Below are 15,054 nucleotides of genomic sequence, written 5' to 3' on the forward strand. Positions count from 1 at the left end.
GTTTTTTTCAACCGCAGAAGGCTCTGGCCTTGTCGGTCCATTGGCCGAAACCGGTCGCGACCATGTTGCGGATGACGGTGCAGACATAGCGCTGCTGGGCTGGATTGTTGTTGGGCCCGGCGTGGTAGCGGGCGACCGCCATGGTCCAGCTGTCATGGCGCGCCTTCAGGCGCTTCAGGAATTTTGCGGAATATTCGACATTCAGCCCCGGCTCGAACATCGCGTCGAGGCTGGGGAACTGATCGCGGTGGTAATGGTGGTTGATCTGCATGCAGCCGATATCGATCAGCTTCTTGCCCTCGGCGCGGGCCGCGTTGAAGGCGCTCAGGGCCTCTTCCTTGGTCGCGCCGAAGAAGGGCCGGCCCTGGATGTTGAGCGCATAGGGCTGCAGCGAGCTGCGCCGGCCGCTCTCGGTGAGGCCGACCGAATAGAGCACGCCGACAGGAATGTCGTAAGCCTTGGCGACGCGGATCATGTGCTCCTCGCAGACGGTCTGTGCTTCCGCCGGCGAGGCCAGGCTAAAGACAGCGAGCAGGCTAAAGATAGCGCGAGGGATCGCGGCCCTTGCTGCGGGCATCATCCAGGTCATGGGATTCGTCCTTGCTGGAGGCGATGTCGGCAACCCAGCCGCGCTGGCGCGGTTCCTGCCGGTGTTCGCCCTGTCGGGATTGATCGAAGCCGCGCCCGTCTCCGTCGCGCCCGCCCGGGCGCTCGTTGGAGGCGTTGCCCTGTCCGGCCTGGCGGTCCGAGGCCGGGGCATCGATGTGGACCGTTTCCACGGAGACGGCGTCAATCGAATAGCCGCTCGCCTTGATGACCTCGCGCAAGGCATCCTTGTCATTGGCGAGCATCTGCGCCGTCTCGGCGCGACTGGCTTCGAGCCGGATCTCCATGCCGCCCTGCGACAGCCGCAGCTTGACGGTGATGCTGCCGAGCTCGACCGGGCGCAGTTCGATATGGAGGATCTTGGTGGGCGCGGAGATTTCGTTCGGCTTGTCCGATCCGAGCTCCGGCACGGCCTCGGCGCGCGAGGCGGCCAGATCGACGGCTGCCTGCCTGATCGGCTCGACCACTTGCTGGAACGGCGACAGTCGCATGACCGGCGGCAGATAGGTCTCCTGGCGCGTGATGCTGATGGAGAGCGGTTTTGCCGGCTGGCCGTCGTCCTTCATGGCTTCGGTGGCGCCGGCCTTGTCGTCGATCAGGTCATTGAGCTGGGACAAGGCCGTCGACCCCGGCAGATCCGGGCCGGGCTCATCGTCGCTCGGCATGGCGGGGCCCTGCTCTGCGGCGAGCTGTCGGGCGGTGCCCTTGGCGGTGTCGGCGCCGGCCATTCGACCGGCCTGCGCCAGGGCGCTGCTCAAGCTGGCGAGCGAGGCGTCGCGCCTGGTCGGTTCCTTGCGCGGCTCCGGAGCGTCGCGGGCAGGGGTCTGCAGGGCGCCCAGCAGCAGCCGCGCCGCCGCATCCGGCGAGGTTGCGGCTTCCGGCTGCGGCGGCGTGGCTGCCGCGGCGGTCACGTCGGGCCCGGCTGCGGCGCTATCCTCGCCCGATTCCGCGAAGGCCACTTCCGCGCCCTTCTCGGCGGGGGCGAGCTTTCCCTGCGGCGCCGTGTTGGTGACGCTCTGGAGCAGGGCGCGAAAGGCGGAACCCCGCTCCTCGCGCCCGCCGATCCCGCCTCGCGCCTTGGCATCCTTGCCGGTCGTATTCGCGGCGGTGCGGGCCTGTGGAAGGGCTGGCGTTTCGAGGCTGCTCATGGCGTTTTCCTTGCCTTCGGCGGAGGATCGAGCAGGGCTTGCGATTCACGCAGGCTTCTCTCCGCCATGGTCACGAGCCGCTTCATGCCGGGGTCGATGCCGGCGGGCTCGGACTCGGCGTTCGGCGTCGTGGTGGGGCGGGCCGGCGCATCGACGATATGCGAGGCGACGCGCAGGGCCGTCTGCAGGATCTCGGTCTCGGCGGGAGGCAAGCGGGCCGGGTCGATCGTCTTCAGCGTGACGAGCGCGCCGTCGGCACGGTCGACCGCGATGCGCGCGGCGGCGGCGTAGAGCGAGGTGCGGGCGGCCGTGTCGGGGGTGGCGCCCGGCAGCCTGGCCGCCTCGTCGGCGGCGCGGCGCGCCTGTTCGAAACGGCCCTTGAGCAGGGCGTCACGCGCGATGATCAGCAGGACGGCGCGCTGCTGCTCGCGGTCGAAGGCCTGCAGCGTGGCGACGAGCCGGGGAAACTTGTCGGCATCGCGGCCGATATCGAAGCGGATCAGTCCGGTCGCGAAGCTCTGGCGGAAATTCTCGGCGTAGACCGAGCGGTCGAAGCGGCGGATATATTGCGCGGTCGCCTTTTCCAGGCGGTCCAGCTCGTTGATCTCGGCCGCGATGAAGACCGCGCGGCGCAGTGCGCCTTCCTCCACCAGCGAACCCGGAGCGAGCAGGCGAGCCTGGTCGAGCAATTCCAGTGCGCGCTTCTGGTCGCTGCGCATGATCAGGCTGGCCTGGATGAGCGCGAGGTGGCCGGCGAGCGTTTCGTGCAGGGTCGCGGGGTCGAGCGGCAGCAGCAGCGTGCGCGCCTTGGCGCTGTCGCCAGTGACATAGGCCAGTGCGCCCTCGGCCAGGCCCTGCGGCAGGCCGACGGGTTCGCCGCGTGCGAGCAATTCGCGCAGCACGGTGGGCTGGCCGCCACTCAGCACATATTGCACGACCGCGCGGGTGTTGCGCGGATCGGCCCAGATCTCCGGCGGTTGCTGCAGCAAGGGCTGCTCGACATCCAGCAGCAGCCTGGCCTGCGCCGCATGGGCGGCCTTGCTGCCGGCCGCCGCCTCATTCTGAAGCGACTGCAAGGTTCGCACGATCTGATAGGGCTGGGGGCCCTCGACCGGGGCGGCCTCGGCCTGGGCCCATGCCGGCGACGTCGCTAGGCAGATCGCGGACGCGATCCACAGGCCTCGTGCGATGCGCCTCATGCCCGCTTCTCTCTGACGAGGATTTCGATCCGGCGGTTTTCCGCTGCGTTGGGATCGGTCGCGCGCGGCTTGCGGCTGGCATAGCCCTCGACATGCTCGATGCGGGCCTCGTCGATGCCGCCCTGGATCAGCAGGTCCTGCGCGGCATGGGCGCGAGCGGTCGAGAGCCGCCAATTGTCGTTCTGCCGGCCGCGGAAGAGCCGCCCATCGGTATGGCCGCGGATGATGATCGCACCCTCGCGCTTGTTCAGGACGGAGGCGATGCGCTGCATGGCCTTGACCGTCTCCTGATGCGGGTCGGCCGAGCCGATCGCGAACATCCCGAAATTGGCATCGTCGGTCAGGCTGATCAGCAGGCCCTCATCGGTCTGGCGGACATCGACCTGGGGGCTGTCGCGGCGCAGGCCGTCCTCCTTGCCGCCTGCGATCGCAGCGGCGATCGCCTTGGCGACGGCGGTGTCGGCGGGGCTCTGCTCGGCGCCGGGCTTGACGCTCAGGGCCGGCTCCGGCCGGGCGATGTTGCGCGGGCTCATCGGCAGCGCCGCCGGGCCGGAGGTGGCGACGGCTCCCAACTGCTCTGCGCCGGCCTCCTTCGCCTGGGCGAGAACCGGGGCGGTTTCCGGCTCCGTCCGCCTCAGTGCCGGGGCAATCGGCACGGGCTGAGGCGCGGGCGGGGCAGTTGTCGGCGGGACGGTCGCGACCGCTCTGGTGTCCGGCTTGGTGGCGGGGTCGCCCTGCAGCGCCTGACGCCAGAAATTCGGGTCGAACGGGTCGCGCGGTGCCTCGTCGCCCCTCACGCCGGGCGCACCCGTCGCGGCCAGGGGCTGGGGCAGGGCCTTGTCCGCCCTCGGCTCGGCCTTGCTCGCTGCGACCTCGGCCAGGACCGCGTAAGGATCCTCGAAACCCGCCGCACCCTGCCTCGGATCCTTAGCCGGGATGCTCGGGCGGCGTTCGGAGCCGGAGCCGGCCGCCCCGATCTCGTGGCCTTCATGGCGGATGGCGTGCTCGGCTTCGCCGGGGTCGGCATCCTGGGGATTGCGCACGCCCTTGCGGTCGGCGGTCGTGTCCGAGAGCCGGATCGGGTTGAAATACTGCGCGACGCGCGAGCGGGTTTCGCGGTTCGTGGAGTTCACCAGCCAGAGCACCAGGAACAGCGCCATCATCGCCGTCATGAAGTCGGCATGGGCAATCTTCCAGACGCCGGTCTTGGGCTGGTCTGCGACCCTCCCTGCGGAGCGGCGGACGATGATGATGTCCGGCTGGTCCTTGCTCATGCTCACGCGTTCCGTTTCGTTGCTGGGCCGAGAGGGTCGGATCGGCGGCGCCGGCGGTCGGGGCCCTTGCCCTCAAGCCGGGCGACCCAGGCTTCGATCCGGGTCTCGATGACGGTGTCCTGCGTCACGATGGCGACCTCGACTGCGTCGCTCTCAGCGAATTCCACCGCCCGGCCTTCCGGGAAGACTGAGCGCAGCGTCGTCAGGAGGCGGGCTGGACCGCTGATGCGGATGAGCGAGCCGTCGCTTCCGGCGAGCAGCGGCGTGATCTGCTCGATCAGCGCCCGGCTCGCGGCATCCCTCAGCTCCGCCTCCAGGAACGGGCGCAGCAGGCGGCCGACCGTGTCGGACAAGGTCTCGCCGAGCGCCTCGAGCGCCTTGGGAAGCTCCGCCTCCAGCCGGCTGGCGACATCGTCGGACCAGCTCCGGCGCTCGCCGTCCAGCGTCGCGGCGGCCTCCTGGCGCAACGTTGCTATCTGCTTCTCGGCCTCAATGCGTCCCTCGACGAGGCCGGCCTGGCGGCCATCCTCGAAGATCTGAGCGAGATCGGGAGCCGGTTCGCGCGGCAGCTTGAGCAGGAAGGGTGGCAATTCGACCGCGGCGTGCTCAGTGGCTGCGCTCTCGGCCGTGACGTCCGGGGGGTTGATCTCCTCAATGTCGAAGCTCGGGATGAAATCGCTGGCGGGAAGGTGCTTCACGCGCGCGCTCCTTCCTGGATCCACTGCTTGAGGACGGCGGCCGCCTGCGCCTCATCGAAGTCGATGAGCTGCTCCAGCTTCTTCAGCGGCGAGCGCTGCGAGGCCTGGGTGAGATCGCCGATCAGGTTAAGGCCGAGCTCGGGCCCCGCGATCTGGGCCGGGCTGTCGCCGGTCGTGACCGAGGCGATGACCGGCGCGGGCTCGGGGCGCTTGAGCAGGGCGCCGATCGAGGGCCGCAGGCCGAACCAGATGATCAGCGCCGCCAGGGCCAGGATCGTGACCGCGTTGATCAGCGTCCCGGACTGGCGCAGCAGCGCCTCGCCGATGCCGATGGGCGCGGCGGGCTCGAGCGTGCGGCTGCCTTGCAGGAAGTCGACGGCCAGCACCTTGATGTTGTCGCCGCGCTGATTGCTGATGCCGGCGGCCGAGCTGACGACCTGCCTGACCTCGTCGAGCCGCTGGTCGATCTGCTCCTGCGTGGGCGCGGCCCCGAGCGATTCGACCAGGCGCGGCCGGTTTATCAGCACTGCGATCGACATCTTCGCGATCGAGTAGCCGTCGCTGATCGTCTGCGTCTTCTTCGAGGAGATCTCGTAATTCGTCAGCTCCTCGCGGCGCTGCTTCTCCTCGCTGGAGCGCTGGCCGCCATCGGCGCGCACCGCGCGCTCGGGAACGTTCTGCTCGACCGTGGTCGGCTCCTGGGTTGCGGCATTCTGCGAGGTGTCGTTCTCGCGCACCACGCGGACCGAGCGCTCGACCTTGGAATCGGGGTTGAAGACGGTCTCGCTGGTCTCCTTGCGGTCGGTGTTCAGGTCGGTTGCGACGCTGATCTCGAAATTCTCCAGGCCGAGATAGGGGGTCAGCGCCTTGCGGACATTGTCCTGGACCTCGCGATTGACGGTCTGCTGCAGCCCGGCGAGCTTGCCCGCCTGCATCTGGCCGGGTTCGCCGCCGGCGGCGAGCACGGTGCCGTCGGTGTTCAGCACCGTTACCTTCTCGGTGGTGAGGCCGGGCACCGCGGAGGCGACGAGATGGCGCACGGCCTGGGCGATGTTGCCGGCGCCCGAGCTCTCCGTACGCACCACGACGCTGGCCGAGGCCGGCTGCTGGTCGCGGCGGAAGGAGCCCTTATCGGCCAGGACGAGATGCACGCTTGCCGCCTTGACGCCGCGCATGAGCTGGATCGTGCGCGCGAGCTCGCCTTCCAGCGCGCGCACGCGGGTGATCTCCTGCATGAAGGAGGTCAGCCCGAGCGAGCCGAGCTTGTCGAAGAGCTCGTAGCCGCCGCTGGTGCTGCGCGGCAGGCCCTTCTCGGCGAGCAGCATGCGCGCCTGGCCGGCCTGCGACGGCTTGACCAGGATCTGCGACCCTTCAGCGTTGACGTCGAAGACGACCCCGGCCTCCTGGAGGGCGGCGCCGATGCGGTTGACGTCCTCGCGCTGGAGGCCGCTGTAGAGGACCGACATCTCCGGCCGGCTGAGATAATAGGCGCTGGCGCCGATCGCGCCGAAAACGAACAGCCCGATCGCTGCGAGCGCTGCGAGGCGTTTATGCCCGAGCTGCTGGAGGTTGAGCCAAATCTCTTCAGCGTATTGCCGACCCGGCATCGTCGTTCCTTCGAGCTTCGGAGGTTATGACGGAAGTATTCTTCGCCAGCCTTGCGCGAGCATTGTGTCGCGCAACGAAAAGGCCACGCTCCGTGAGGAGCGTGGCCCGTTGGCGTCGGCGGTGGCGCGGAGGCGTCAGCTGCGGAACAGCGAGAGGATGCTCTGGCTGCCGGAGTTGGCGATCGACAGCGCCTGGATGCCGAGCTGCTGCTGCGTCTGCAGAGCCTGGAGACGGGTCGATTCGGCATTCATGTCGGCGTCGACGAGCTGGCCGACACCGCGATCGAGCGAGTCGGTCAGGGCCTGCACGAAGTCCTGCTGAAGGCCGATGCGGTTCTTGATGGCGCCCAGATTGGTGGCGGCATCGGTAATGTCACCCAGAGCATCGTCGACGGCCGAGATATAGGTCTCGAGCTTCGCGAGGTCGGCGGCGTTGTCGGTCAGCGCCGAGATGTCGAGATCGTTGACGCTGAAGGTTTCCCACGCCGTCCCGTTATAGGCATCATAGGACTTGTCGAGGATGCCCTTGCCGGTCTGCGTCGCCGGAGCCGTCGCCAGCGCGGCAGGTGCCGTCAGACCACTGTTCAGGGTGATCGTGACGCCTTGGGCGTTACGGTTGGCGAATTCCAGCTGCCCGCCTGCCGTGTCGACAGCGACGGTCAGCCCCTCGATGCCAAGCTTCATGATGTCCTTGGCGATGCTGTCCAGCGTCGAGGTCGCCGTCGTGGCAACGTTCAACGTGGCGCCAGTGCCGACCTGGACGGTGATGTTGCCGGCCGCGGCGACAAAGGTGCCGGTGCTGGCGCCGGTGACCACGTTGGTCGCCGGGGTCGCATCCGCCTTGCTGTCGTAGAGCTTGATCGCCTCGAGGTCGACGGTCACCGTGTCGATCTGGACCACGCCACCGGCGCGGGAGAAGGACGAGACGACCGACTTCGTCGAGTTGTAGCTTGCCGAAGCGGAGTCGACGGAGATCCAGTTCTCGCCGTTGAACACAGCGGAGTCGCCGGTGTTCTTGAGCTGCTTCTGGAGTTCGGTGATTTCGCTCTGGATCTTGTCGCGGTCGACGCCGGGGGTACGGGCGGCGACGAGCTTGGCCTTGATCTCCGAGACGACGTCGACCGTACCGTTGAGGCCGGTATACATCGTGTCGATGGTCGCAGCGCCCAGGCCGAGAGCGTCCTTGACGGCGCCGAGAGCCTTGTTGTCCGAGCGCATGGTGGTGGCGATCGACCAGTAAGCGGCGTTGTCCGAAGCGGTGGAGACGCGCTGGCCGGTGGCGATGCGGTTCTGCGTGGTGGCGAGGTTCTTGTTGGTCATGGACAGCGTCTGCAACGCGGTCATGGCCGAGGAGTTCGTGAGAAGGCTGGTCATGGTTTCTGTTCCTCTATCGATGAATGATGGGGAACATTCCGGACTTTAACCGGTATGGCAGGGCGGCATCATGCCTTCGACGATGTGGGACGCGCCCATCAGGTCAACCTGCCATGCCGTGACCTTAGCCTGCGGAAGCTTGCGTGGAGCTTACCGGATTGCGGAGGATTTTCGAGCCGAGTGCAGATGTGGTGATTGCTGCCGGGGAGGCGCTGTCATCCCGGCGGGAGTGCAAGGTAGTGCCGGCTCTCATCAAGGAGTTAGAGCAGGATTGATGCGAAAAAACGGGTTCCCACTTTTTCGCATCCTGCTCTGGGATGACGCGCTTTATTGGGTGCCTGATCAGCTATAGGCTGGTCGCTCAGGCTACCTTGCGGGCATAGACCAGGCACAGCAGCTCGGCGACGACCTTGTAGAACTCCGGCGGGATCATCTGGTCGATCTGCACGCCGGCATGGAGCGAGCGCGCCAGGACGCGGTCCTCGATCACCGGAATGTCGTTGGCCTCGGCGATCTCGCGGATCTTCAGGGCGATCAAGTCGATGCCCTTGGCGAGCACCAGCGGCGCGCCGCCTTCCTCGGGCACATAGCGCAGCGCCACCGCGTAATGGGTCGGGTTGGCGATGAGCATCGTAGCGCGCGGCACGGCGGCCATCATGCGGCTTCTGGCGCGGTCGCGGGCCAGCGAGAGCCGGCGCGATTTCAGGATCGGGTCGCCCTCGGCCTGCTTGTGCTCGTCCTTGATCTCCTGCTTCGTCATCCGCAGCGAGCGGCGCCAGGATTTCTGCGTCCAGACGAGGTCGGCGGCGACGATCACGATCGTCGCGACGCAAGCCGCCGACAGCAGCCTGGTCGCGATGGTGAGGACCAGTTCCGGAATCGTGCTTGGGTCCTGCAGCATCGCCGTCACCACCGTGTTCTTGTCCGATTTGAGGATCAGCCAGGTCGTCACCGCGATGGCGGCGAATTTGGCCAGCGACTTTCCGAATTCCATCAGGCCTTGCGCCCCGGCGATGCGCGACCAGCCCTTCCCGGGAGAGATGCGCGACCATTGCGGGCTGATCCGTTCCAGCGAGAACTGCGGCGCGTGCTGCAGGAACGAGGCGCTCAGGCCGAAGACCATGAAGAGCAGCAGGATCGGCCCGACGAAGAGGCTGGCCTGAACGGCGACATAGACCAGGAGCGTCGTCGCGTTCTTGTTCGTCGAGATGTCGAAGCCGGCGGGATCGCTGAGGAAGTTCGAGAGGAAGCGTGCGAGCTCGCCGCCGCTGGCGCGGATCAGGAAGACGCTTGCGATCAAGGTTGCGGCGATGCTGGCGAAGATCGGCGCCTCCTTCGAGGAGGGCGTGTTGCCACGCTCGACAGCGTCCCGAATCTTCTTCTCGGAGGCCTCCTCGGTCTTGCTTTCCTGGTCTTGCTCGGACAACGCCGGTCACCGTCTCATTGGAAGTAAGCGCCGTCCTCGCGCTCCGAATTGAGCTCGATCTCGCCGCGGCCCGCCATGTCGAGCGCGATGTCGGTGATGGCGCGGCGCGCCTCGATGACGTCGCGCTGCAGGGCCGGCTCGCCGTTCTCGAGATCCTGCTGCACGATGCGGCGCGCGCGCGTCGCCAGGGAGGACAGGATCTGCTCCCGAAACAGGGTCTCGGTTCCCTTGAGCGCCAGGACGAGGCGGTCGGTCGGGACCTGGTCGAAGATCGCCATGCGGTCGCGCGGCGAGAGCTTGACGATGTCCTCGAAGACGAACAGCAGCCCCTTCAGCATCTCGGCCGATTCCGGGCGCACGCGCTGCAGGCTGTCGAGCGCCTCCTCCATGTCCTGGCTGTCCATCTTGTTGAGGATGTCGGCCATGCGGGCATGGGTGTCGGCGCCCTTGTTGCGCGCCAGGTTCAGGGTGAAGCCTTCATAGAGCGCCTTCTCGACGATCGCGCCCGGCTGCTCCGCCACGGGCTTGAGGTTCAGCATCCGGCGCATCAGCTCGTGGCGCTGGCCGGCCGGCCATTGCGTCATGATCCGCGAGGCGCAGGACGGGCTGAGCTTGGACAGGATGAAGGCGATGGTTTGCGGATGCTCCTTGGCGAGATAGCCCGCCAGCACGCTTTCCGACATCATCGAGACGCGGTCCCAGATCGAGCGGTTCGCCGCATCCGCCGTCTCGCCGATGATCTCGGTGATCTCCTCGGCGGGCAGCATGCCGGTCAAGAGCTTTTGGACCTCGCGCGGCGAGCCGACCAGGTTCACGCCGCTGGAAAAGCGATCGCTGAACTCTTCCACCAGCATCGCGATATTGTCGGCCGGGACCGGTCCGAGCTCGGCGGCGCAGCGCATCAGCAGGCGGATCTCGCCGGGCTCGAAATGCTTCAGCATCCGCCCGGCGAGGGGCTTGCCCATGGCCAGGACCAGGACGGCCGCCTTCTGCGCTCCGCTGAGCCCGTCACCCGCCGGGACGATGGCTGGCGTGGCGTTCGCCCTGTTGTCCTTCGCAGTCCCCGTCATCGACATGATCCACTCACGCTTCGAACTTGCCACTCACGCTTCGAACTTGGCTTGGACGCCGACGATCTCGGTGAGCGAGACACCGAAGCGGCTGTTGTCGTCCTCGACGATCACGACCTCGCCTCGCGCGACGATCCGCCCGTTCACGACGACATCGACCGGTTCGCCGACGCGATGGTCGAGCTGCACGACGGCGCCGCGGCGAAGCTTCATCAGATTGGCGACCTGCATGGTGGCACTGCCCAGCACGACCTGGATATTCACGGGAATGCGCATGACGGCGTCGAGATTGAGCATCTCATTCGCCTCGGTGACGGCTCCGGCCGTTCCGTCCGCCGTGGCCGAGGCGTTCTCGGTTTCCGCCTCCGCCACGCCGGCGGGCATGTCCTCCGACGTCAGCTCGGGCAGCTTCACGGATTTGTTGGGCTTCGTCATGGGGTTCTCCGGAGACTATGGGAACGCTCTGCCGGTCGCATCCGGCAGCGGGGATGAAGGCATTTCAGGCGGCGTTGGCGTCTCGGCTCGCGCGGGGCGAGATGCGCTCGGCGCGCGTGTTGGCCGATTTCAGCTCGCGCAGGAGATTGCAGCCCGTGTCGATCCGCTGTCCGAGCTCCTCGACGACCTCGCGGCCGCTGGCCTGGAGATCGCGGACGGTGGACTGGATCGCGCCCAGCGCCGCCTCGGTCTGGAGGAAGACGCTCTGGAATTCGGCATGGAAGCTGCGCATGCGCTTGAGCTCGCTGCGCATCCGCAGGACCTGGAGGCTGGTGAGCAGCAGCGCCGCGAAGAGTACGACTTCACCGAGATAGAAGGTCATCTAGAAACTCCTGTTCCTCGTTGGCGTGGTCCTGGATGCGCAGCACATAGGAGCCGTTGCGCTGCCCGAGCTGGCACCAGAAGACGGTCTCGTCATTGCATTGGAGCTGGATCTTGGATTGCGGCGAGGCCTGCAGCTCGATCACCTGCCCGATCTGCAGCGAGCCGATCTCGCCCAGCGTCATGGCGCGCTCCTCGAGGATCGCCGAGAGCTTGACCTCGGTCCTTTGCACCTCGGAGCGGATCTGCTTGGTCCAGCGCGGGTCCCGGGCGGTGGACTGGCCGGAATGGACATGGGCCAGGTTCTGGCGGATCGGGTTCAGCGCGGTCTGCGGGATGACGACGAACATCTGGCCGCAATTGTCGAGGCCCTGGACCAGGAACTGGGCCTTGACGGCGAGGTTGCTGCGGCTGCCGATCGTGGCGAAGTACATGCGCGTCTCGACGCGCTCGAAATCGAAGGAAACGTCGCAGACCGGGGCGAAGGCGCTCTTCAGATTGCGGGCCGCGAGTTCGAACAGCGCCTGGGCCACCTGGATCTCGATATTGGTGTAGGGGCGCTCGTCATCGGGGAAGTCGGGCTCGTATTTGAACGGCGCCTCGCTGCCATCGGCCCCGAACATCACCTCCAGCAGGGTGAAGATGAAATCGCGGTCGAAGCCGATCAGGATGCGCGAATCCCATTCGCGCGCATGGAAGATGCCGGCGATGGCGTTGTAGGCATGGGCGTTGAGCGCGTCGCCGATGCGCTGGCTCTGGACGCCGGCGAGCGAGAAATAGGCCGGCGAGGAGGACATCTGCCGCACCGCGTCGGCGCAGCTCGTCGCGAGCCGGTCGAAGACCATCTGCAGCATCGGCAGCCGGTCGATCGAGATGCCCGTCGAGTCGAGCAGCTTGTCCTCGCGGAGGGGCTGTGCAGCTGTGCTCATGTCAGGCGGCTTCCTGCTGGGGACGGTCGTTGGCGGCTGTGGCGACGGCGGCAGCGCCGCGCGGCGGAGCTGCGCTGATCGTCTTGTCCTCGACCTCGTCGATCGAGGGCCTCTCGCTGGCCGAGATGACCTTGCGGCCATATTCGAGCGCGACCTGAGGGGCGGCGCCGCCGATGAAGGCGAGGATGGTCTGCTTGACGACGATGTAGACCCGCGCCTGCTTCTCCCGCGTCGTCTTGATCTTCTGGGCGATCGGCCCGATCACCGCGTAGGAGAAGAAGATACCGGCGAAGGTGCCGACGAGCGCTGCCCCGATGAAGCCGCCGAGCAGGGCCGGTGACTGGTCGATCGCGCCCATGGCCTTGATCACGCCCAGGACGGCGGCAACGATGCCCAGCGCGGGCAGGGCCTCCGACACCATGCCCAGCGCGTAATAGGGCTTCAGGCTGTCCTGGAGCTGGCTCGTGATCTCCTCGTCAAGGAGGGCCTCGACCTCATGGGCCTGCGCCTTGCCGACGATGACCAGGCGGAAATAATCGCAGATGAAGGTCGTCAGCCTGGCGTCCGCCAGGACGCTGGGCGCATTCGCAAAGAGCGCGGATTCAGCGGGAGCCTCGACATGCGCCTCGACCTCGGCGCGGCCCTTGTTGCGCAATTCGCGCATCAACGCATAGAGGACGCCGAGGATCTCGAAGTAATGCGCCTGGCTCGGCACGGCGTTTCGCAGAGCTTCCGTCACCGCCGCGCCGGTATCGGAGACGGTCTTCATCGGGTTAGCGATGATATAGGTTCCGATCGCGGTTCCCAGGATGATGACGAGCTCCCATGGCTGCCAGAGCACGGCGACGTGCCCGCCCATGGCGGCAAAACCACCGATCAGCGAACCCACTGCTATCGTCAGTCCGATCAGTACGCTCAACGCGTCGCTCCTTCTCGAAATCTACATGGCGAGGAGTAGACGAGGTGGCTTGCGTGAGGCTGAAACCGGCGCGCTCATCTCGGTCAGGTCCGCGCAAGCCTTGCGCGGGACCGTGATCGGTGAAGATCGCAATAACCCCGTTGCTGCGGAGGCGCCGATGACCACGACGATGATCGCTTATCAGGCGGTGACGCGGAACCTGACTCAGTCGCTCGCGCGGACGGCGGCAAAGCCTGAGGTCGCCAATGATTCAGCCTATTTCGAGAAGAACATCGCCAAGGTGAAGACGCTCGACGACTTCATGAAGGACGATCGGCTCTACCGCTATGCAGTGGAGGCCTTCGGCCTGGGTGACATGGCCTATGCCAAGGCCTTCATGCGCAAAGTCCTCGCAGGTGGGGTCAAGGATTCCGACAGCTTCGCCAACAAGCTCACGGACCCGCGCTATCGTGAACTGGCGGCGGCATTCGATTTTTCAACCGAGACAGCCGACACGACCTATTTCCAGACCAATATCGGCAAGGTGAAGACGGTTACCAGCTTCACGGACAAAAGCGCCTCGCGCATGTTCGATTACGCGATCAAGGCGTTCGGCCTGGAGTCCATCGTCGACACGCCAAAGGAGAAGGAAGCCGTAACCCAGGCGCTCCATCTCGGAAAGGATTCGCCGCTTCACTTCGACGATCCGGCGATCGACAAGCAGTTTCGCGCCTTCCTGAAGGCCTTCGATTTTGCCGATAAGGGCTCAAAAGCAACCAGCGACAAGGCCATGATGCAGCAGACGGTCGATCGCCACAACGCGGCCGTCAGAAGCGACCAGACGAAGACCACGATCGAGAAATACACGCGCCAGAGGCTCGAGCAGGATGCGGGCGCCAGCGATGACAATGTTCGTCTCGCGCTCTATTTTGAACGCAAGGCGCCAACGATCAAGACCGCCTACCAGATCCTGGCGGATGCCGCCCTGTTGAAGGTCGTCCAGACGGCGCTCGGCATCCCCGCGGAGACCTCCGCGATGCCGATCGACAAGCAGGCGGCGATGATCGAGAAGAAGCTCGACCTCAAGTCACTGCAGGATCCGGATGGGCTCAAGCGCTTCATGCAGCGCTTCACCAGCCTGGCGGGTGCGGAGAGCGGCGCTTCCTCGAACCCGACCATGCTGCTCTTCAGCCAACCCTCCTCCGCCTTGATTGGCCAGGACGTGCTGGCGAGCCTGCAGAAACTTCGCCTTGGAGGCATCTGACCATGCAGTCCGCCATCTATGTCGGCCTCTCGGCCCAGCTCGTCCTGGAAAAGCGGATGGAGACGCTCGCCCGCAACGTCGCGAACATGAACACTGCCGGCTATCGCGCCGAGGAGGTCAAGTTCAGCACCTTCCTGTCGAAGAAGGGGCCCGACGGCGTCAACTTCGCCTCGGAGGGCGAGAGCTTCATCAACCGGATGCAGGGTGGCGTCGACAAGACCGGGAACCCGCTCGACGTGGCGGTGGAAGGCGACGGCTTCCTCGCCATCTCGACGCCGGCCGGCACGGTCTATACGCGCGACGGCCGCATGAAGATCACGGCCCAGGGCGAATTGCAGACGCATTCGAATTATCCGGTCCTCGATGCCGGCGGTTCGCCGATGCTGCTTGACCCGGAGGGCGGCCCGCCCGTGATCGCCAAGGACGGCATGATCTGGCAGGGCAACCAGCAGGTCGGAGCGCTCGGCCTGTTCACGATCGACCCCAATGCGAAGCTGCAACGCTACGAGAATTCCGGCGTGATCCCCGACAAGGCGGCGACGCCCATCCTCGATTTCGTCACCAATGGTGTCCGCCAGGGCTTTGTCGAAGGTTCCAACGTCAATCCCATCCGCGAGATGGCGAAACTGATCATGGTGACGCGCGCCTTCGAGAGCGCCGCGAATGCGATCGACAAGGGTGAAAAGTCCGTCGACGGCGCCATCCGCTCGCTCGGTGAGACCAACTGACCGCCGGCCGGACCTGG

At 66.3% G+C, this 15,054-nt stretch carries 15 protein-coding genes; 2 read left to right on the forward strand and 13 right to left on the reverse strand.

Translation table 11 applies throughout. From position 1 onward, the window contains the following. Positions 1-7: 7 nt before the first annotated feature. The 13 genes from J2Y55_RS00505 to motA all read right to left on the reverse strand — a co-directional run bounded on the left by J2Y55_RS00505 (position 8) and on the right by motA (position 13,066). Entirely contained in the window at positions 8-577 is a 570-nt protein-coding gene (locus tag J2Y55_RS00505; RefSeq protein ID WP_310148618.1) for a transglycosylase SLT domain-containing protein, read from the reverse strand. Continuing rightward, positions 537-1,754: a flagellar hook-length control protein FliK gene (locus J2Y55_RS00510; RefSeq protein ID WP_310146528.1), complete on the reverse strand. Its 1,218-nt coding sequence runs from the start codon at positions 1,752-1,754 to the stop codon at positions 537-539. Before J2Y55_RS00510 ends, J2Y55_RS00505 begins: the two co-directional genes overlap by 41 nt. Beyond that, positions 1,751-2,953, reverse strand: coding sequence for a chemotaxis protein (locus tag J2Y55_RS00515; protein WP_310146530.1), 1,203 nt, complete (start codon positions 2,951-2,953; stop codon positions 1,751-1,753). Before J2Y55_RS00515 ends, J2Y55_RS00510 begins: the two co-directional genes overlap by 4 nt. Continuing rightward, a complete protein-coding gene (locus J2Y55_RS00520) occupies positions 2,950-4,227 on the reverse strand; it encodes a MotB family protein (protein WP_310146532.1) in 1,278 nt (425 codons plus the stop codon). Before J2Y55_RS00520 ends, J2Y55_RS00515 begins: the two co-directional genes overlap by 4 nt. A gap of 2 nt (positions 4,228-4,229) precedes the next feature. Further along, positions 4,230-4,925, reverse strand: a complete 696-nt coding sequence (locus J2Y55_RS00525) for a FliH/SctL family protein (protein WP_310146534.1) — start codon at positions 4,923-4,925, stop codon at positions 4,230-4,232. Beyond that, on the reverse strand, positions 4,922-6,532 hold the full coding sequence (gene fliF / locus J2Y55_RS00530; protein WP_310146537.1) for a flagellar basal-body MS-ring/collar protein FliF: 1,611 nt from the start codon (positions 6,530-6,532) through the stop codon (positions 4,922-4,924). The genes J2Y55_RS00525 and fliF overlap by 4 nt, the downstream gene beginning before the upstream one ends. A 135-nt stretch (positions 6,533-6,667) precedes the next feature. Continuing rightward, positions 6,668-7,906, reverse strand: a complete 1,239-nt coding sequence (locus J2Y55_RS00535; RefSeq protein ID WP_310146539.1) for a flagellin N-terminal helical domain-containing protein — start codon at positions 7,904-7,906, stop codon at positions 6,668-6,670. A gap of 361 nt (positions 7,907-8,267) precedes the next feature. After that, positions 8,268-9,332, reverse strand: a complete 1,065-nt coding sequence (locus J2Y55_RS00540) for an EscU/YscU/HrcU family type III secretion system export apparatus switch protein (RefSeq protein ID WP_310146541.1) — start codon at positions 9,330-9,332, stop codon at positions 8,268-8,270. Positions 9,333-9,346: 14 nt separating this feature from the next. Further along, positions 9,347-10,402, reverse strand: coding sequence for a flagellar motor switch protein FliG (locus tag J2Y55_RS00545; protein ID WP_310146543.1), 1,056 nt, complete (start codon positions 10,400-10,402; stop codon positions 9,347-9,349). A gap of 33 nt (positions 10,403-10,435) precedes the next feature. Next, the gene (gene fliN / locus J2Y55_RS00550) at positions 10,436-10,837 is read right to left on the reverse strand and encodes a flagellar motor switch protein FliN (RefSeq protein WP_404978781.1); all 402 of its coding nucleotides are present in this window, start codon (positions 10,835-10,837) and stop codon (positions 10,436-10,438) included. 64 nt (positions 10,838-10,901) lie between these two features. Continuing rightward, on the reverse strand, positions 10,902-11,219 hold the full coding sequence (locus tag J2Y55_RS00555) for a hypothetical protein (RefSeq protein WP_310146545.1): 318 nt from the start codon (positions 11,217-11,219) through the stop codon (positions 10,902-10,904). Beyond that, the gene (locus J2Y55_RS00560) at positions 11,200-12,147 is read right to left on the reverse strand and encodes a flagellar motor switch protein FliM (protein ID WP_310146547.1); all 948 of its coding nucleotides are present in this window, start codon (positions 12,145-12,147) and stop codon (positions 11,200-11,202) included. The genes J2Y55_RS00555 and J2Y55_RS00560 overlap by 20 nt, the downstream gene beginning before the upstream one ends. Before the next feature lies 1 nt (position 12,148). After that, entirely contained in the window at positions 12,149-13,066 is a 918-nt protein-coding gene (gene motA / locus J2Y55_RS00565; protein ID WP_310146549.1) for a flagellar motor stator protein MotA, read from the reverse strand. 157 nt (positions 13,067-13,223) lie between these two features. On the opposite strand from motA, the gene J2Y55_RS00570 reads away from it, so the two are divergent. Beyond that, complete coding sequence (locus J2Y55_RS00570) at positions 13,224-14,309, forward strand: DUF1217 domain-containing protein (RefSeq protein WP_310146551.1); 1,086 nt, start codon at positions 13,224-13,226, stop codon at positions 14,307-14,309. A gap of 2 nt (positions 14,310-14,311) precedes the next feature. Beyond that, entirely contained in the window at positions 14,312-15,037 is a 726-nt protein-coding gene (gene flgF, locus J2Y55_RS00575; RefSeq protein WP_310146553.1) for a flagellar basal-body rod protein FlgF, read from the forward strand. The last annotated feature ends 17 nt before the right edge of the window (positions 15,038-15,054 follow it).

Source organism: Allobosea sp. BE125 (assembly GCF_031456075.1).
Taxonomy (GTDB): Bacteria; Pseudomonadota; Alphaproteobacteria; order Rhizobiales; family Beijerinckiaceae; genus Allobosea.